The sequence below is a fragment of the Yaniella soli genome, assembly GCF_054782375.1.
On record NZ_BAAGSP010000024.1, the window covers coordinates 1 to 18959 of the forward strand.

Consider the following 18959-nt stretch of genomic DNA (forward strand, 5'->3'; position numbering starts at 1 on the left):
CCCATGAACTCAACACCCGACCCCGCAAAGGCCTAGGCTACCGAACCCCACTCGAAGCCGAAGCCCACGGTGTTGCCTTGACGATTTGAATCCAAGGGGACTTATTTGAGGAAGTCTGGCACATCGAGGTCGTCGTTGCCCTTTTTGGTGGATTCGACAACTGTTGGGAGGGGCTCCACGTTTTGGCGGTCCTCGTCATCTTTGGGGCTGTCAGCTGAGTCTACTGAGGCTGGTATGTCCTCTGACTCTTCTGGGGCACTCACGGGGCTAATCGAAGCAACCGGTGCAACTGGTGCGGCAACCTGGGTGGCAGAACCGTTCTGCCCGCCGTTGACTGGGTCGTCGAAGCCTGCAGCGATCACAGTGACGCGAACTTCGTCACCAAGATTGTCAGAGATGACAGCACCGAAGATGATGTTGGCTTCTGGGTGCGCGACTTCTTGGACCATCCGGGCTGCTTCGTTTATTTCGAAGAGTCCCATATCTGTCCCGCCCTGAATAGAGAGCAGTACGCCGTGTGCGCCGTCGATGGAGGCTTCCAGCAGTGGTGAAGCAATAGCGGCTTCAGTAGCTTCAACGGCACGGTTTTCGCCCTGTGCGGCACCGAGCCCCATGAGCGCGGAGCCAGCTCCCTGCATGACAGACTTCACGTCCGCGAAGTCCAGGTTAATCAGTCCGGCAGTGGTGATGAGGTCGGTGATACCTTGCACACCCGACAGTAAGACTTTGTCGGCCTCTTCGAACGCTTCCATAATGGAAATGGTGCGATCCGAAATCGACAGCAGGCGATCATTCGGGATGACGATCAGCGTATCGACTTCATCGCGCAACGATTCGATACCGGTTTCGGCGTTTGTCGCACGACGACGACCTTCGAATGTGAACGGACGGGTCACGACACCGATAGTCAATGCTCCGAGGGAGCGTGCAACGCGAGCCACAACGGGTGCAGCGCCGGTTCCGGTTCCGCCGCCTTCCCCTGCGGTCACGAAGACCATGTCGGCGCCTTTGAGCGCGGCCTCGATTTCTTCGACGTGATCTTCTGCGGCTTGGCGGCCGACTTCCGGATCGGCACCTGCGCCGAGACCACGGGTCAAATCGCGACCGACGTCAAGTTTGACTTCAGCAGATGACATCAGCAGGGCTTGGGCGTCGGTGTTGATGGCAATAAATTCAACGCCGCGCAATCCGACATCGATCATTCGGTTGACAGCGTTCACGCCGCCGCCGCCGACACCAACAACTTTGATGACGGCCAGGTAGTTCTGGGGTGAGCTCACGATATGATCCCTATTCTGCGTTCGTGGTGGGACGAAGTTCCAGCTGCGTCCAAGTTTCCTTCATTAGCACACGATATGCCCACACTCACCACTGGGCAATGACCCCAAGCAGTGTGTCGGCCCGATACCTTGAAAATACTGCCCGGAATCAACGTGTGACCGGGAAATCCGGGGCAGAAACATCATATTCTGAGATTTCGGCAGACTGCTCGTCGTCGAGCCCCAACAATGCCTGCAGCACATTGACCTTCTGTTCAGCTTCTTCGCTATTTCCCCACATGACGGTACGCCCAGAAGTGAGTTCCAATTCGATTGAATCGATTGATGACCCGGACGCTGCGCGCACTTGGTCACGTAAGTCTTCAGGCAATGACCCCAACACTTCTGTGATCGTATTAAAGACGTCCTCGTCGGCAACATCCGCAGCAGAGGCCACAACCGGTAGCTCAAATTCCTGAGCCTTCTGCGATGTGATTTCTGCCAGCTCGGTACCATCTTCCGAGAAGACCACGTATCCTTTTTCTCGTGGACTCATGGCAATTGGGGTGTACTCGTTGACGATGACTACCAAACCGCTTGGTGGTTCGGCTCGCAGAGTCACATCATCGACAGCCGGATTGCTTTCGAACAGTTCGGTCACGGTGCCTTCCCCTACCTGTGGCAGCGGTCGTCCCTCGAGTTCGGCCGTTCGCTCTTCCGCCTCAGTTTGAGTCACGAGGTCGAGTCCTTCGTGCTGGATTTCGTCGATGGCCAGAATAGGCGAAAAGAACAGTAGCGCCCAGCCACCGATTACCAACACGGCCGCCGAGACGATGCTGATCCAGATTGTTCGTCGACGTTTGGCTTTGCGCTGCTCTGGACTCGGTGGCAGTTCCAAGACCGTCTCGTCAGATTCGGTGCGCTCTTGGGTTGGTGCGTCAGACGCTTTGGCCGCTTTGTTCGGTTGGTGTTTGGACGGCGCTACCGGCTTGCTGTTCATCCTCAATTCTGCAGCCAACGACGTCTCACCGCTGTTAGAGTCCGCGTCCAGGTTGGTTTCGGTGACGGTTTTTTCGTCAGAGTCGACAGGGCGCTCGACCGAAATGGACTTCACCGGCTTCTTTTCCGCAAGACCGGGGAATTTTTTGGCGACCTTGTCTTGATTATCGTGGTCATCCGGCGTGTTTGTGGGCATAGGCGCTAGTCGTTGTGTTGTGTCAGTCCGGTCAGGACGTCGTCGATGAGCTGGTTGACGTCACCCGCCCCAAGGGTCAAGATGATGTCGCCCGGGGTCGCCGCCTGCACCACAGAAGCTACGGCCTCGTCCCGGGAGGCAACCTGTGACGCGTGCGGGTATCGCCCGGTTAGTGCATCTGACAGTTGGGTGGTGATCAATTCGGCTGTCACGCCCTCTATTGGGATCTCTCTTGCGCGATAGACTTCAAGCACTCGAACCGTAGAGGCTTCGGATAACGCGGCCGCGAATTCACCAGCGAAGTCTCTGGTCCGTGAGTATAGGTGCGGCTGAAAAATAACGTGCACCTTATGGCCAGCGGCCATGGTGTGCGCCGCGTCAATCGCTGCGTGGACTTCAGTCGGGTGATGCGCGTAATCGTCATAAACGCGGATGTCGTCATGCATCCCGTGATACTCGAAACGTCGTGCCGAGCCTGTAAAGGCTCCGAGCCCGCGTGCGGCATCTTCGCTCGGGATCCCCGCGATCACGGCGGCTAACAGCACACCTGCCGCGTTGAGGGCATTGTGTGCGCCGGGAGTTTTCAGCGACACTACCTGATAGCTACCGTCTGCGAACTTGTAGGTGACCTGCTGTCCTGCACCGGTGGTATCTGGTTGGATGTCGGTGATCATCACATCAAGGTGGTGCTGATGCGTTGTGGCGACCTGGGCAGGTTGCAGGCTGTTGGCCAAACCATATGTGTAGATACTCGGCGCAACATCGCTTGCAGCGTCCCGGTAGCGTTCCCCTAAGGCATCTGCACCGCTATCGTCGGCGCAGATGATCAGGGCGCCACCGGGACGAATTTGGGCCGCGTAGTCAGTAAAGACCTGGTGTACGGCAGCTTCTGTACCGTAATAATCTAAGTGATCGGCCTCTATGTTGGTGACAATCGAGATGTCAGGGGTGTAGTTCAGCAACGAACCGTCGGATTCATCGGCTTCGGCAATGAACCACTCCCCTGCCCCGTGATCGGCGTTCGTCCCCAGATTGGCAATCGCCGAACCGACCGCATACGAGGGGTAGAAACCGGCGTGGTCGAACGTGACCGCTGCCATGGATGATGTAGTGGTTTTGCCATGTGTGCCGGCCACCGTCAGCACTTTTTTCCCGTCCATGGCGGCCGCCAATCCTTCAGAGCGGTGGTATACCGGGATCCCTGCGGCCTCTGCCGCTTGCCGTTCGGGGTTTTCGGGACCGGCTACGGTGGAAGCAATCACCACATCGATCTGATCACCCGTGTCGGCTGTGGCCCGGGCGATATTTTCTGCAGCGTAGCCTACGTAGATGTTCGCACCGGCTGTCCTGAGCTGCTCCATGACCGGCAAGTCTTTGGCATCTGTGCCAGTCACCGTGATGCCACGCGCTGCCATGATGCGTGCGATGCCTGAGACGCCCACTCCCCCGATACCCAAAAAGTGTGCATGGCGGATGTCTTTGAGCGCAGGAATTGCTGTGTTGTTACTCATCGGGCGACTTTCGTTTCAGTAATGATGGTGGCCATGGTCTCCGCGGCGTCATCGATACCCAAGTTTTTCGCGGTCTGTGCCATATATTCCAACCGTGGCTGATCCCTCAGGAGTTCAGGGAGCCGGGAGGCAACCCACTGCGACGTAAAATCATCATCGGGGATCACCACCGCGGCGCCGGCTTCTTTCAGTCCTGCCGCGTTATATTCTTGTTCACCGTTGCCGATGGGAAGCGGCACTAAGACCGACGGCAGGCCAATGGCGGCGATTTCATGGACGGTCCCAGCGCCGGAACGGGCGACAATGAGGTCTGCAGTTTGGTATACGCGGGACAGGCCGTCGATGTATTCGACCTGGGTATACCCCGGCTTAGCTATCGCGTTGCCCTGCCGATCGGTGACGATCTTTTCTCGCCCGGTCAGATGGAGAATTTGAGCACCGGTCTCCAACAGTTCATGAAGCGCCCCGGCGATTGCATTATTCAAGTTCATCGCACCCGATGACCCACCAGTGACCACCAGCGTTGTTTTATCCGCTGCTAAACCAAGTGACAGCCGAGCTTCAGACTTCATAGTGGGACCTACCGGCAGCTCGGTAATTTCACTGCGCATAGGCATACCCACGTGAATGGCCCCGGGCAGATCCGTGCCTTCAAATGCGCAGGCAACGACAACTGCGAAACGTGCTGCGAGCTTATTGGCGAGGCCGGCGCGGACGTTACCTTCATGCACGATAACCGGGATTTTTTCGGCGCGCGCCGCCAGATAAACCGGGGTCGCTGCGTAGCCCCCGACACCAACGACGACCTGAGTTTGGTGTTCACGCAACAGTTGCCGGGCCTGCTTGATGGCTTTTCGTAAGCGAAACGGGACAGCAAATAAGTCTCGGGACAGGCTGCGGGGCATCGGGACTTTGGGAACCGTGGCAAAACTATACCCGGCATCCGGGATGAGCTGGGCCTCCATACCTTCATTGGTGCCAATCATCAAGATGTCCGCATGGATGTCGGTGTCACGGTATTGTTTCGTGACCGCATCAGCCATCGCAAGCATGGGTGACACGTGGCCGGCTGTTCCCCCACCGGTAAATACAACGTTCATACTGGTGTTCATCGTGTTGATTCTACGCTTTCTTTCCTAGCCGCCGGTGGTCCAGACGCGTGACTTTTCTCCTGTAATTCTTGGGCTTGATGTCTTGCGAACGACAACACGACGCCCACGGCCAGGATCGCCATGAGCAGCGCGGAGCCGCCTGCTGAGATGAAGGGCAGCGGGACACCGATGACCGGCAAGATGCCTGTGACCATGGCAATGTTCATGAATGCTTGCCCGAGCAGCCAGGTCATGATGGCTCCGGTGGAGATTCGAACGAAGTTGTCAGTGCTGTTGTAGGCAACTCGGAACATCCCGATTCCCAGCGTCATGAACAAGCCGATCACCATCAGAGCACCCAGCAGCCCCAGTTCTTCGCCCAGTACCGTAAAGATAAAGTCGTTACCGGCTTCAGGGATATATGACCACTTCTGCCGGGATTGGCCCAGTCCTACGCCGAACCACCCGCCCGAGGCCAGTGCGAACAGGCCCTGTTCATACTGGTAGCACGGATCGGCGGGGTGGTTGCAGTTTCCCATCCAGGCGTCGATACGCATCATGCGGTTGTCCGACTGCATCGTCACCAACGCCACGGCCACAAGGCCGACGAACGCCGTGCCCACGAGGTAGATGGTTCGCATGCCACCCAAATACAGGATGGTTGCGATGATCATCAGCATGATCAGGACGGTGCCGAGGTCTCGGCCGCCCATGACGAGGCCCACCACCAACAACCCAAATGGGAAGACCACGGGCACGAGCAGATTCTTGCCAAATGAGGTGGTCTTGAGTTTTTGACTCAGCGCATAGGCGGCCCAGACGCTAAAGGCGAGTTTGGCGGCCTCGGCGGGTTGGAAGGAAAATCCGCCGAGGCGAATCCAATTTCGGTTACCGTTGACTTCTACCCCCAGCGGGGTGAATACCAAACACAGCAGCACGATGGAGACCAGCAGCATGATCACCGCAAGTTTGTGATAGGTTTCTCGTTGCCATTTTCCCATCCAAAACAGTAAGACAAGACCGATGATGGCGTAGAGACCTTGAGAGCTCAAGGAGGCAAACGAGCCGGCCCCGCCGATGAACTCTACCGATGAGGCAGACAGCACCATGACGACCCCGATAAAGGTCAGGGCGATGGTGGGGCCAAGAATGAGCCAGTACGCTGACTTGGTGGAGTGGACTCCGGTCAACCAATCCCAAACACGAGCTACACGCGGTGGTGGACCGTTGGTCATGTCGTGCTCCTGATGTTCGTTGGTGGTTTAGTATCCCGGGTAGTTGATGTCTGCTAACAGTGCGGCGATAGCTTCGGTAAAGGCATCGCCGCGGGCGTTGTAGTTCGGAAACTGGTCCATGGACGCCGCAGCCGGCGATAACAGTACCGTGTCCCCTGCGTCAGCAAGCTGATGGGCAAGGTGAACAACGTGTTGCATGACCGCCGGACCGTTCGCAACCTCCACTGTAGTGTCTTGGAGGTAGTCACAGTGGACAGGTACAGCGGGTGCGTGTCGCTGCAGTGCCGTGGTGATCGGCGCCTGATCTGTACCAATGAGGATCACCGATTTCAAGTGATCTTTATGGGTTTTCACCAGCTCTTCATACGAAGCGCCCTTGGTCAGTCCACCGACAATCCAGATGATCGGATCATATGTTGCCAGTGCAGCATCGGTTGCGTGCGGGTTGGTACCCTTGGAGTCATCGACCCACAACACATCGTGAAAATGTGCAACCGATTGAATACGGTGCGGTTCGGGTTCATATGTTCGCAGCCCAGCTTGAACGGCAGCCGGTTCCACACCGACGGCGCGTACCAGAGCAGCTGCTGCCAGGGCATTAGACACCATGTGTTTTGGTGTCGGGGACCCAATGTCGGCGAAGTGGGCTAATTCGAGTGCTTGGGTTCCACGTTGGGTGAGGAACGCCCTATCCACGAGGAGATCGTCGACCACACCCACCATGGATCGCTGTGGCGTATCGGTGGTAAAGCCTATTGCACGGCACCCTTCGATGACGTCGGCTTCTTCGACCATGCGCATCGTTTTTGGTTCCTCGTCGTTATAGACAGCTGCAATCCGAGTGTTTTCGTAAATCTTGGCCTTATCGGCCACGTAGTGTTCGAAGCCCCCGTGCCAATCGAGGTGGTCTTCGGCAAGGTTTAGCACAACGGATGCTTCCGGCTCAATGTGGTGTATCCAGTGCAACTGAAAGGACGACAGTTCCACAATCAGCAGATCAAACCCGTCTGGAAAGCGGATGGCATCCAGTATCGGGGTACCGACGTTTCCGACAGCCACAGCGTCGAGCCCTTGAGCACGGGCCATGGACTCTGCCATGGTGGCCACCGTGGTTTTGCCGTTCGTTCCGGTCAGCACGACCCACTTGGCGGTGCGTTTTCCTGCACGTTGACGAACGCGCCAGGCGAACTCGACATCGCCCCAGACTGGAATGTCGGCTGACTGCGCCGCTTGCAGGACCGGGTGGTCTGGACGCCATCCTGGTGAGGTGATCACGACGTCAATTTTGTTGTCGATGGCGGCGGCATCTGGGAGTCCGGTCACGAACTCGTCTCCAAGCAGCACATCTTTGACGCCGACAATCCGCAGCGTATCGGCTGCCTGCCGGTTGTGGTCGTTCTTCAGACTGTCGATGACAAGTACCGAAGCGCCGAGTTCAGCAAGTGTGTCGGCTACTGCAAATCCCGTGACACCGATACCGGTCACCACAACCGAGAGTTGCGACCAGTCTGCATCCCAGCTGGTCAGGGTATCTAAGTTCACACTCATCGCAGGATCACCCATTCGCCATAGAACATTGCAAGTGCCGCAACCACGAAGCCGAGGCCGATGAGCCAGAAGCGCACCACGACGGTGACTTCTGCCCACCCTTTGAGTTCAAAGTGGTGTTGCAGGGGGGCCATCAAGAAGACGCGTTTGCCGCCAGAAAGTTTGAAGTATCCCACCTGAATAATGACGGATGCTGCAATGACGACCATCAGCCCTGCAAGCACAACCAACAGGACCTGCGTTTTGGAGAAGATGGCGAATCCGGCAAGCGCCCCGCCAAGCGCGAGCGAACCGGTATCGCCCATAAAGATTTTCGCCGGCGAGGTGTTCCACCATAAGAAACCCAGCAGAACCCCAGCCAAAATGGACCCCAACAACGCCAGATCCATGGGGTCTCGGACTTCGTAACAGCCACCAGCGTTCGTTGGACCATCACAAGCTTGATTGCTTTGGAATAATGTGATGAGCACATAGCTCACGGCCACCATGGCCACCGCACCGGTGGCCAAGCCGTCGAGCCCGTCGGTGAGATTGACCGCGTTCGTGGTGGCAGTACTGATCAGGTTGGACCACACGACAAAGAGTATTGCGCCGACTGTGGTGCCCATAAACGCGAGGTCCCATGATGTATCGCGGAAGACCGAGATCGCTGTAGATGCCGGTGTGAGCCCTTGGCTGTTGGGAAAGTTTAGGGCGAGCACGGCAAAGGCGATGCCGATGGCACCTTGGCCAATAATCTTGCCCGTGGGGGTGAGGCCGAGGGAGCGTTGATTTGAAATCTTGATGTAGTCATCCAAAAACCCGATGAGTCCCATCCCCGCGGTGAGGAACAGCAATAACAGTGCCGAGACGGTCACCCCCGAATTTTCCAATTCGAGCAGCGTCATGATCCAGTGGGTTAGGAAGTAGACCACCACGAAGTTGAGCACGAGCACGACACCGCCCATGGTGGGAGTGCCGCGTTTGGTTGCGTGTGTGGTGGGGCCATCGTCTCGGATGATCTGACCGTAACCACGTTTGTGGAGCAGTCGGATAAAGAGTGGTGTTCCCACAACCGTGAAGATGACGCCGAGTACAGCGCCCAAGAGTAGTCCAATCACTTACGGCTCTCCTTGTGGCTCACCAAATCTTGACTGGTCAGTGTGTCGGCGAGTTCCCACAGTCGTGTGCCGTTGGAACCTTTGACGAAAATGATATCGCCCGGTCGTGCCCTTTCGGCGAGCAGGTCGAACGCTTCATCGTTGGATAATACGTAGTCGACTTCGTCACCCCAGGAGCCTTCGTTGATGGCTCCGGTGTACAGCGCTCTAGCTTCTGCCCCGACGACGACGAGTTGGTCGATATTCAACCGTACGACGACTTCACCGAGCTGGATGTGTTCTTTGGCATGTTGTGCTCCCAGTTCCAGCATTGGACCAAGGACTGCCCACGTACGACGCCCAGTGTTCCGGCCCAGCATCGTGAGTGTTTTCAAGCCTGCCCGCATAGACTCGGGGTTGGCGTTGTAGGCATCGTCAAGAATGGTGATGCCGTCTGACCGATCGGTTCTGGCCATGCGATGTGCCGATGATGGCCCAACTTCCGGCAGCAACTTGGAGATAGCCTCCAGTTCAAGGCCGGCTGCAAGTGCAGCGGTGGCGGCGGCCAATACGTTGGTAGTGTGGTGCTCACCGATCAGTTTGGCTGTGGTGTCAAAGCCGCGTTGTTCAGCTTCGGTGGCATCCTCGGCGCGGTATTGCAGAGTGAAGTATGGGCTTTCGTTTTCTGTGGTCGTCGCGTCGGCTGCATAGACAACTCGTGGACGTTCAGGGGCAGTTGAAGCTGCCGAGAACCACATTGTTGAGGCTCCGACCGGGACTCTATTGTGCATTGTTGTCACTTGGGTGTCGTCCGCGTTGAGCACGGCAATGCCGCCGGTGGGCAGTGCCTCAACAATTTCACCCTTGGTTTGGGCGATATTTTCCACGGAGCCAAACGATGCGGCATGGGCTGTCCCGACCGTCAACACGACTGAAATATCTGGACGCACGATATTCGTGAGCTCGGCGATGTTCCCGACACGGTCGGCGCCCATCTCAACAATGAGATACCGAGTCTCGAGTGCAGCCGTAAAGATGGTCAGCGGCATCCCGACTTCACCGTTATAGGAGCCTTGGGGCGCAACGGTTGGTCCTTGAGTTGCCAGCAGTGTCGCCAGTGCATCTTTGGTGGAGGTCTTGCCGACGGAACCTGTAATGCCGATGACGGTGGTTTCAGAATGCTGCCTGATCTGTTCCACGAGGTATCGCGCAAGATCCCCCATCGCGGTCGTGGAGTCTTCGACGATCACCGCGGGATCGATATTGCCTTGCGCGTCGGTTGTCTCACGTTCGGCAAGGATAAGCCTCGCACCGGATTGTCTCGCTGAGCCAATAAAGTTGTGACCGTCGGTTGTTTCACCACGCCGTGCAATAAATAGGGAATCCTGGACAAGGTTCCGAGAATCGGTGTCTGCTGAGGTCACGGTCTGGGTCTCATCTACGGTGGATGTCAGACGACCGCCAGTGGCCTGAGCAATCTGGTTCGCATTCAGTGCAATCATGTCGTGTTTGACCTTACCGTTTCAGTCCGAGGCTCGGGGTGATGCTGGGCCGTTTGTAATAAATCCGTGATCCTCGAGAGCTTCACGTAACACCACGCGATCGTCGATTTCGAATGACTGGCCACTGATGTCTTGATGGGTTTCATGTCCCCGTCCGGCCGCCAGAATGGTGTCCTGTGGTGTCGCGATTTGCACAGCATAGGCCAAAGCATCGGCTCGTGGTGCGATTTCCACGACTTCGGTGCCATCATCGAGGACTTGAGCGTGAGCGACGGCTGCTTCGAACACGGGGTGACGAATCTCAGCTGGGTCCTCGTGGTGGGGGTCGTCATCGGTGACAATCACCACATCAGCGTATTCTGCCGCGATTCGTCCCATGAGTGGTCGTTTCGCGGTATCGCGCTGGCCGGTCGCACCAAAAACCATGATCGTACGCCCGCGGCTACCATGATGCTGCACTCGTGATTGGTTCACTGCTTGCAGCGCTTGCGTGAGACCATCTGGGTTATGGGCAAAGTCTACAACCACGGTTGGTTCACTGCCGATGACTTCCATCCTGCCCGGTACCGCCGACGCGAAGGGTCCCGGATTTTTCGCACCGAGGGCTGTACGGATGCGTTCCCAATGCTCACGGTCGTGGCCGGTGAATACCATCACCGCTGCCAACGCGGCATTGGCCACGTTAAATTTGCCGGGCATGTCGACGGTGGTGGTCGCGGTAAATCCAGAGGTATGACGCAGGGTGAATGCATGGCCCAAACCCGCTGGCTCAAGATCCTGGACTTGCCAGGTGGCCTTCGCCTGAGTGGGCTCGGCTACCGGTGCGGCTGGACCTAAATCCAGAGTAACCGCATCATCAACCTGATCAGCAAGCTGCTGACCCCATTGTGGTTCTGCTCCGCCGTTGAGAGTGATCACATGCCCAACAGAATGTCCCTGGGCGAAGAGCAGCGCTTTTGCTGCGAAGTATTCGTCCATACTGCCATGCAAGTCGAGGTGATCTTGGGTCAGGTTGGTAAATCCTGCCACCGCATAGCGCAGTCCGAATGTCCGTTTATATGCCATGGCATGTGAGGAGACTTCCATCGCCGCAGATTCAACGCCCGCTTCACGCATACGTGCAATGAGACGGTGGAGGTCTGGGGCTTCGGGGGTGGTAAATTGCGACGGCACTGAGACGCCTGCGATTCTGGTCTCGATAGTGCCGATGAGTCCGGTGGTTTGTCCCAGCTCCGCTAGCAGGGCGTTCAGAAAATACGTTGTGGTTGTTTTTCCGTTTGTGCCGGTGACACCGTATACGCGGGGGGTCTGAGATTCGACGTTGCCGTAGATCAGTGCCGCAGCGTCAGCAAGTGCGCCCCGTACGTTGTCGACGACGATGGCTGGCACGTGTTCTGGAACGCGTGTCGCGCCGCTGGCATCAGTCAGTACCGCCACGGCACCGGCATCAAGCGCTTGGTTGATGTAGTCAGCGCCGTGATGTTGGGCTCCAGCCAGCGCAGCATATAACTCGCCTGGTCCAACGGTCTTTGAATTCAGCGAGATACCAGCGACGGTGGTCTCGGTATCCCCCGTCGATGTTGGGTGATGACTTGCTAAGTATTTGAGGATTGCTTTGAGCTTTGTATGAAATGTATTTTGTGTTCGCAGCATGATCGTTGTGGCCTTCCCGTGGTGACGGGTCACCACGGCCTTTCCTGTGGATCTTCTGTAAATACATCATAGTGCTGTGGCCCTGTTTCGGATGGAGGCACGGAGTATTTGCTCAGCAGATATTCCATGACGTCAGCCGAGGTGTCGGTGACTTGCCATGTTTCCCAATCTCCCTGGGGTCGATGCACTGCCACGGAGACAATAAATTGGGGGTCATCTAGCGGGACGACGCCGGTAAACGAGGTGGTGTAGCCATCGTAGCCACCTTCACCCGCTGCCTGCCCGGTACCCGTTTTGCCGCCCACCCGGTAGCCATCGACTTGAGCTGCTTGTGCAGAGCCTTCTTCAACGACGCCTTCCAGGAGTTTGAGCATTTCTTCGGAAGCTTCGGCTGATACCACTTGTTTTGGCTCGGTCGGTGCTTCCCATTCGGTCTCGATTCCTTCTTCATCTATATAGGAATCGATGATTCGAGGTGGCATCATTTGCCCCTCGTTGGCCAGTGCCTGGAATATTTGTGTCGTGTGCAGTGCCGTGAGTGAGTAGGCCTGTCCGAATGTCGTCGTGAAGTGTTGACGGCGGTCCCAGTCCTCCCAGGAGGCAAAAAGCCCTTGATTCACCGCGTTGAGACCGATGTCAATTGGTTGACCGATGCCGAAGTCGGTCATGTACTGCCATCGCTCCTCCGACGAGAGCTGTTGGGCAACCTGAACTGTCCCCGTATTATACGAACGCGCAAAGATTCCCGCGGTCGTCATGTCGTAGGTGTCGTGGGGCAACGAGTCATGGATTTCCTCGTTATTGAACGTTTGTGTGCTCGGCACGGTCCACTCTTCCTCGGGTGTGACGACACCTGCATCGAATGCGCTCGCAAAGGTCACTGCTTTGCCGGTCGAACCCGGTTCATATGCCTGGGTGAGTGCGGTGGGTCGCCAAAATAGTGGATCGGTTTCGGTGGGATCTGCGGGATCAACGGTCTCTGAGTCTGCCAGCGCAAGTAATTCACCAGTTTTTGCGTCCATGACGACGATATTGCCCCATTCAGCGTTATACTCATCGACTTTGTCGGCAATCGCCTCCTGGGCGAACCATGAGACGTCCTGGTCTATTGTGAGTCGAATGTCATTGCCATTGATCGCTGGGGTTTCGGAAAATGAGGCGTTTGGGATGCGCACCCCGTCGGCTGAAATTTCGAAGATTCGTTCACCGGTTTGCCCGTTGAGCCGTTCGTTCTGTGCACGTTCGATACCTTCTAGGCCTTGACCATCTTGGCCTGTAAAGCCCAGCACGGATCCAGCTACCGCTCCGTTGGGGTACACCCGGTCGGCAACCGGTTCGGACAGCAGTCCTGGAATATTAATGTCGAGGGCTGCTTCTTTGACTTCTGGTGTGACACGCCGGGAAACAATTCTGTATGGACGGTCCCCGACCATCAGTTCCCGCAGTTCTGGCAGGTTGATTTCTAGCAGCTCGGAAAGCTCCGCGAGTTGCTCATCGATATCCAGCTCAACGTAGCCAGATGTTTCTGGATCCCACACTCTGGAATCTTGCACCAGCCGCTGGTCAACTACAAGGTCATAGCGTTGCACAGACTCGGCGAGGACGTCTTCGTCGCGATCGAGGATGGCGCCCCGCTCCGGCGCGAGCGTTACGGGCCGTGTTCGTCGATCCATCGCCTTTTGGGCCTGGTCTTCAGCATCGATGCCCTGAATAAAGAGGAGTCGGCCACCCAACACCATGAGGCAGACCATAAGCAACGTCATGGTCACTTTGAGCCTGGACTTTTGCATTCCAGCAACAGGTGCTTGGGGCACACAACTCACCTACCTTCAACATAGCCACTCGCAAAGCCGGGACTAGTTGCCGGACGGAAGACTTACCTGGGGTCCTTGAAGACTACCCATCGAAGAAGCGTCGCCACCGCTTGCCACGCCATCTTCGGCTGGCGAATTCGTCACACTTGAGTCTGGTACAGAAACCTGGGGGCTATTAATAGCCACGGTATTGGATTCGGGCCCGGGAACACGTTCGTTATTGACCGTGACTGGTTCACTCTCGTTTTCTACCGGTGCTTCGACTTCAGACGGAATACCGGTACTTGAGCGGACCGTTGGCTCGGATACGAAACTTGTTGGAGTGTTGTCTGCTTCTGCTGCCGTTGCGGTACCAATGACTTCACCGGAGGCCAAGTCAATCGAGGCCGATGTACCAGGCAGCACCATGCCGAGGTCTGCAGCCTGTTGCGCGACAGACTGCGGTGCAGATTTTTGGGAAACTTCTTGAGCCAATGCTTCATTCGACTGCGTGATACTGGTGAGCTGGCTATCTAACTCGACCATTTCGTACTGACGATTGGAGAGCACAATATTGACTACGAGCACGATAAGCAGCGCTATGACCGGGATGGAAAGCACGAAGATGCTATACCCAATGGGTGCGCGTTTGAGTTGGCCAGAAATGACCTTGAATTGGTCGCGGCGTGTCTTCGCGTCTGTATCACCTTCCCCGGGGGTATACCCGGGTTGGGTCTCGACGTTTTGTAGCTGTTCCCCTTCTAAAGGTTCAGCAGTCGAATCCGCTGAGTAGGGGTGCAATACGCGGATGTTCGAGGGGGAAGTTGTCATCCGTTGCTCCTAGTTGGTCGGATTTTTTCTATAGCGCGCACTTTGGCTGAAGCAGCACGGGGGTTCTCTGCGATTTCGTCTTCAGTGGGCTTCTCAGTCCCGCGTGTCAGGACCGTGACGACGGGAGCATGCTCTTCTAACTCAACTGGGAAATCCGGTGGAGTCAGACTGGTAGCTTCCTTTTGGAATGCTTTTTTCGCAATTCGGTCTTCTAGCGAGTGGTAGCTCATGACCACCATTCGCCCGCCGATATGCAATCCCTCTATCGCAAGAGGCAGCGCCCGGCGCAAAATACTCAATTCCTCGTTAACTTCAATACGCAGCGCTTGGAAAGTACGTTTTGCCGGGTGCCCGCCGGAACGCCCTGCAGATATCGGCACAGCATCACGAATTACATCGACGAGATCACCGGTACGCGCGAATGGTTGGTTACCGCGACGCTCTACGACGGCGGTTGCAATACGGCGAGCGAATTTCTCTTCGCCAAACCGTCGGATGAGCTGTTCAAGTTCGCGCTGGTCGTAGTTGTTGACGAGATCTGCCGCACTGAAATGAGCGGTAGGGTCCATCCGCATGTCCAAGGGGGCATCGTATGAGTAGGCGAAACCTCGCTCGCGTTCATCCAGCTGGAATGAGGAAACACCGAGATCATAAAGATAGCCATCGGCCGCATTGACTGATGCAGCCGCCAGCGCACCAGGAATCTCGTCATAAGTCCCGTGGAAGGCTACGAATCGGTCACCAAAGGAAGCTAATCGCTGACCTGCTAGTTCTAGGGCTTGTGTATCGCGATCAATGCCGATGACAGTAACGTCTTCGAAGCGGTTGAGCATCAGCTCGGTGTGACCACCCATGCCCAACGTCGCATCGACAATCACAGGTGTTCTACCGTGGGCTCGAGCAGATTCAATACCGGGGGCAATGACGTCAACGACTCGATCGGCCATCACTGGAACATGACGTTGAGCAGCATTTGGAGCCTCTTGGCCACGTTCCTGACCGTCTTGGTCAAAGGCTGCCATTGTGCTCCTTCGGTTTATGCCGTCACTGTCCGGTAAAAATGATGACTCTTACTCCAGATCCCCATCCGTGCACCTGGCCCAGGGGAAGACAGGCCAGCTGTCCGGATAGAGGTCTGAAATAAGAGTCCCAGTCGTAATTGAGTTGTGTACTGTACGATATCCATGACTTAGAACAACCCCGGAATAACCTCTTCGTCAGTCTCGGAGAATGCCGATTCCTGCTGATTCAAGTATTCGTTCCAGGAGTTCTGGTCCCAGATTTCTGCACGCGTGCCAGCGCCAATAACAGCAACTTCCCGTTCCAGTCCCGCGTAGTCACGCAACGGGGCCGGAATGGTAATCCTGCCTTGTTTATCCGGTTTTTCGTCTGAAGCTCCGGAGAGGAACACACGAATGTAGTCCCTGGCCTGACGTGAAGAGAGTGGGGCTTCTCGCATCTGCTCGTGAACTCGTTGAAATTCCTCCATTGAGAACACATACACACAACGTTCCTGACCCCTGGTAAGTACCAGGCCGTCAGATAGCTCATCTCTGAACTTCGCTGGCAAGATCAAACGAGATTTTTCATCCAAGCGAGGAGTGTATGTACCCAAGAACATTTGGTACTACCTCCACCGTTGTCTGATCCCGATTGCTCAAGCTCTACGATCACCGCCCTCTTTCGAGCTCCACTTTACCCCACTTTCCCCCACATTCAACATCTTCTACACTATTCTCAGGGATTTCCCAAGAATTATCTACCCTCAGAACAGCAACCCGCTCCGACTACTCGCACACGATTACGCGGATTCTACAACCTGAGGAGTAAAGTGGGACGTATTGGGGAGGGCGGTGGAGGGCTTACTTCCCTAGGTGTGAACAATGTGACAAAAGTTCGGAATTTCTTGGCAAGTCCAGAAAGTTCTCGACGCTAAAACCCCACTGCTGCAGCCCAGGGCAGCCGCGTGGAGCAAAGTGGGGTGGTGTTGCCAACCATCGAAGGCCCCCGCAGAAATACCCAACACATCGTGTCGCACTCAGAGCGAATTCTGCGGTGTCTCGCGCACGCCGTCGAACTTCGCTCGCTACGATGGAGCAAGGCACCATCCACCACGGCATGACTCGGCTGCGCGCCGAATGAAAGTTTAGAGTGCAAAGAACATGACCCACAGCCAGAGCCAACCCACGAATCTACGAGGGCCTCGAACACACATCGCGACGCTCTTCGTAGTTTTTGCGGCCCTTGTCCTGAGTGCATGTGGTGCGAATGTCAACACACAGCTCACTTTGCAGAACGACTATTCGGGTCAACGGCAGTTCGTACTGACCATGGCGGACAGTGACGTGGAAACACTATCAGGTGGCATTGAGGCGGCAACGCAGACGCTGGAAGATCATGTGCCCGAGGTACTGAATTTTGACGGCATCGAACAAGAAGACGAAGGCTATAGCGCAACGTTTACGCTCACCTTCGATGACGTGGATGACTATCGACAAAAAATAGCTGCGCTGCTCGATGCTTCCGAAGTCCCGGAATCTGATCGCGGAATGAATATTGAGGTCAGCGAAGAGCAGTTGGTAACGGATATTGTTTTTGAAGAGGACTTCTATAACGACGATCTGATGGGTTGGGCTTCAACCGCCCTTGTTGAAGAAGATGTTGTCTCGGGCAACAGCAGTGTTTTCACCTCGAGTGGTACCGCATCGGTAGTCTTCGACGGTGAGGAAGTAACCAACTCCACTTCACTCCCCCGCATCAACTTCGAGCTCACGGATGATCGCCGCTTCGAAGAGCTCGGAATGGACATTGAAATCCTCGAGTCCGGCAATATCAATATCGCCTTGTCCTATCTTGTAGCCCCAGACAAAACGGCCATCCACAATGAATTCATAGCTGAACGGGTAGATACGCTAAACGACGTGTCAGGGGTAGAAGGCGTGGTCGAGGATTCAGGCGCCGTAGAAAACCATGACGGCGCTACCTCTGAGCCGAGAGAGGTCTCTGCCACATTTTCCTCAGCCGAGGCCGTCGAAGAAGGTATCCAGATTTTGCTGGCCAATGATCAGGCTAATTTTGAGATCAGCGAGGTCCAAGACGAGGGGTCGCCCGATGTCATCACGGAATACACTGGAACAAACTGGTCCTGCGACGCAATTTGCGCTCCTGAAAACGTTGGACAATTAGACGGTGAGAGCGTCTACCCAGAGCACTGGCAAATGGTCGACCAACGCCGTGGCAATGGTGAGTTCTACTTAGAATTTAATCGGGGCATGCCGCTGGACTCTTTGACTTCTACGACACAGCTTGAGCTTTCAGGCGAGATGGTACAAACCTTTGAGTTTGTCGTGAGCCAAGAAACCTTAGACGGTCATGAAGATACGATCGCTGAGCTCTTTGCACCACCTAAGGGCGTCGGCAGCATCGACACGACGAACCGTGCTGAAACCACAGTCTTCACCACGAGCATCCAGGGGGCCGATGCCCAGGATCTTGCACGCAAACTCAACACCTATTTCGAAGACAAAGGGATTACCAACGACGTCAGCGTTACCCACGACCCGTTAAGCGGTATCTGGCCCCGCTACGATATACAAATCGATCTGTCACCGATCTGGGAAATCGCAACAGGTGGAGTCGAAGACACTTCGACATTCCAAGTGGATCTTCCTCCAATGCACTCTGGGGAAAGCGAAAACGCCACTAGCTCAGATGGCACCGTTGTCATGACGGATTCATCAGGCACGCTGCAAGTTAGCGCGAGCGGCCCTACTATGACGACAGTATGGGTAGCCATAGGCATTGTGGCGTTAATCTTCGCGGGCTTAGGCCTGCTGATTTGGCGAAGAAGAGCCGCCAACCCCAGAGCCATCAACAGTGCAAAGAGTGCTCACGAGACCAAACCGTACAACGTACAGGGCCCCAAGGATGACCTAACCGCATCGCAAATTTTTCGTTCACCGTTAGCACCCGGTGCCGGAGCGGAACCCCAATTGTCTACATCTGCTTTGCCAGCGGATTCTGGACCTCAGGCCACTCGGGTCGAACATACCGGACCATTTCCCGACCTGCCACTGCCATCGGCAAAGGACTACCGAGCTACCGAGCCGCAGCGGGATTACGATGATGACTCAACGGTGCCTGACGAGCTATCAGAGCCTGGCCCAGATAACGAACGCCCCACCAAGACGCAAGATCACAACGATGATGAAGAAACGTGACTTCCTCTGCTTACATGCAAAAACCCGCAGCATATTATGCTG

At 55.9% G+C, this 18959-nt stretch carries 14 protein-coding genes; 1 reads left to right on the forward strand and 13 read right to left on the reverse strand.

What is annotated here, in order from left to right:
* Positions 1–101: 101 nt before the first annotated feature.
* From ftsZ to mraZ, 13 genes are all read right to left on the reverse strand, one after another.
* Positions 102–1280 (reverse strand): cell division protein FtsZ, encoded by a 1179-nt coding sequence (gene ftsZ / locus ACYVJT_RS11790; protein ID WP_343958461.1) that lies wholly within the window; start codon positions 1278–1280, stop codon positions 102–104.
* A 148-nt stretch (positions 1281–1428) separates the two neighbouring features.
* Positions 1429–2454 carry a cell division protein FtsQ/DivIB gene (locus ACYVJT_RS11795; RefSeq protein ID WP_343958463.1) on the reverse strand — a complete coding sequence of 342 codons (1026 nt, stop codon included), beginning with the start codon at positions 2452–2454 and terminating at the stop codon, positions 1429–1431.
* Positions 2455–2459: 5 nt separating this feature from the next.
* Positions 2460–3965 (reverse strand): UDP-N-acetylmuramate--L-alanine ligase, encoded by a 1506-nt coding sequence (gene murC / locus ACYVJT_RS11800; protein ID WP_343958465.1) that lies wholly within the window; start codon positions 3963–3965, stop codon positions 2460–2462.
* The gene (gene murG, locus ACYVJT_RS11805; protein ID WP_343958467.1) at positions 3962–5077 is read right to left on the reverse strand and encodes an undecaprenyldiphospho-muramoylpentapeptide beta-N-acetylglucosaminyltransferase; all 1116 of its coding nucleotides are present in this window, start codon (positions 5075–5077) and stop codon (positions 3962–3964) included. Before murG ends, murC begins: the two co-directional genes overlap by 4 nt.
* On the reverse strand, positions 5074–6291 hold the full coding sequence (ftsW, locus tag ACYVJT_RS11810; RefSeq protein WP_343958469.1) for a putative lipid II flippase FtsW: 1218 nt from the start codon (positions 6289–6291) through the stop codon (positions 5074–5076). The genes murG and ftsW overlap by 4 nt, the downstream gene beginning before the upstream one ends.
* A 27-nt stretch (positions 6292–6318) precedes the next feature.
* Positions 6319–7839 (reverse strand): UDP-N-acetylmuramoyl-L-alanine--D-glutamate ligase, encoded by a 1521-nt coding sequence (gene murD, locus ACYVJT_RS11815; RefSeq protein ID WP_343958471.1) that lies wholly within the window; start codon positions 7837–7839, stop codon positions 6319–6321.
* Complete coding sequence (gene mraY, locus ACYVJT_RS11820) at positions 7836–8939, reverse strand: phospho-N-acetylmuramoyl-pentapeptide-transferase (RefSeq protein WP_343958473.1); 1104 nt, start codon at positions 8937–8939, stop codon at positions 7836–7838. The genes murD and mraY overlap by 4 nt, the downstream gene beginning before the upstream one ends.
* Complete coding sequence (locus ACYVJT_RS11825; protein WP_343958475.1) at positions 8936–10420, reverse strand: UDP-N-acetylmuramoyl-tripeptide--D-alanyl-D-alanine ligase; 1485 nt, start codon at positions 10418–10420, stop codon at positions 8936–8938. Before ACYVJT_RS11825 ends, mraY begins: the two co-directional genes overlap by 4 nt.
* Before the next feature lie 21 nt (positions 10421–10441).
* Entirely contained in the window at positions 10442–12106 is a 1665-nt protein-coding gene (locus ACYVJT_RS11830; protein ID WP_499418421.1) for a UDP-N-acetylmuramoyl-L-alanyl-D-glutamate--2,6-diaminopimelate ligase, read from the reverse strand.
* Positions 12103–13887 (reverse strand): peptidoglycan D,D-transpeptidase FtsI family protein, encoded by a 1785-nt coding sequence (locus ACYVJT_RS11835; protein ID WP_343958479.1) that lies wholly within the window; start codon positions 13885–13887, stop codon positions 12103–12105. Before ACYVJT_RS11835 ends, ACYVJT_RS11830 begins: the two co-directional genes overlap by 4 nt.
* Positions 13888–13929: 42 nt before the next feature.
* On the reverse strand, positions 13930–14697 hold the full coding sequence (gene ftsL, locus ACYVJT_RS11840; RefSeq protein ID WP_343958481.1) for a cell division protein FtsL: 768 nt from the start codon (positions 14695–14697) through the stop codon (positions 13930–13932).
* Positions 14694–15719 carry a 16S rRNA (cytosine(1402)-N(4))-methyltransferase RsmH gene (gene rsmH / locus ACYVJT_RS11845; RefSeq protein ID WP_343958483.1) on the reverse strand — a complete coding sequence of 342 codons (1026 nt, stop codon included), beginning with the start codon at positions 15717–15719 and terminating at the stop codon, positions 14694–14696. The genes ftsL and rsmH overlap by 4 nt, the downstream gene beginning before the upstream one ends.
* A gap of 167 nt (positions 15720–15886) precedes the next feature.
* Positions 15887–16318 carry a division/cell wall cluster transcriptional repressor MraZ gene (gene mraZ, locus ACYVJT_RS11850; protein ID WP_343958485.1) on the reverse strand — a complete coding sequence of 144 codons (432 nt, stop codon included), beginning with the start codon at positions 16316–16318 and terminating at the stop codon, positions 15887–15889.
* A gap of 667 nt (positions 16319–16985) precedes the next feature.
* On the opposite strand from mraZ, the gene ACYVJT_RS11855 reads away from it, so the two are divergent.
* Positions 16986–18917, forward strand: coding sequence for a hypothetical protein (locus ACYVJT_RS11855; protein ID WP_343958487.1), 1932 nt, complete (start codon positions 16986–16988; stop codon positions 18915–18917).
* Positions 18918–18959 lie beyond the last annotated feature (42 nt).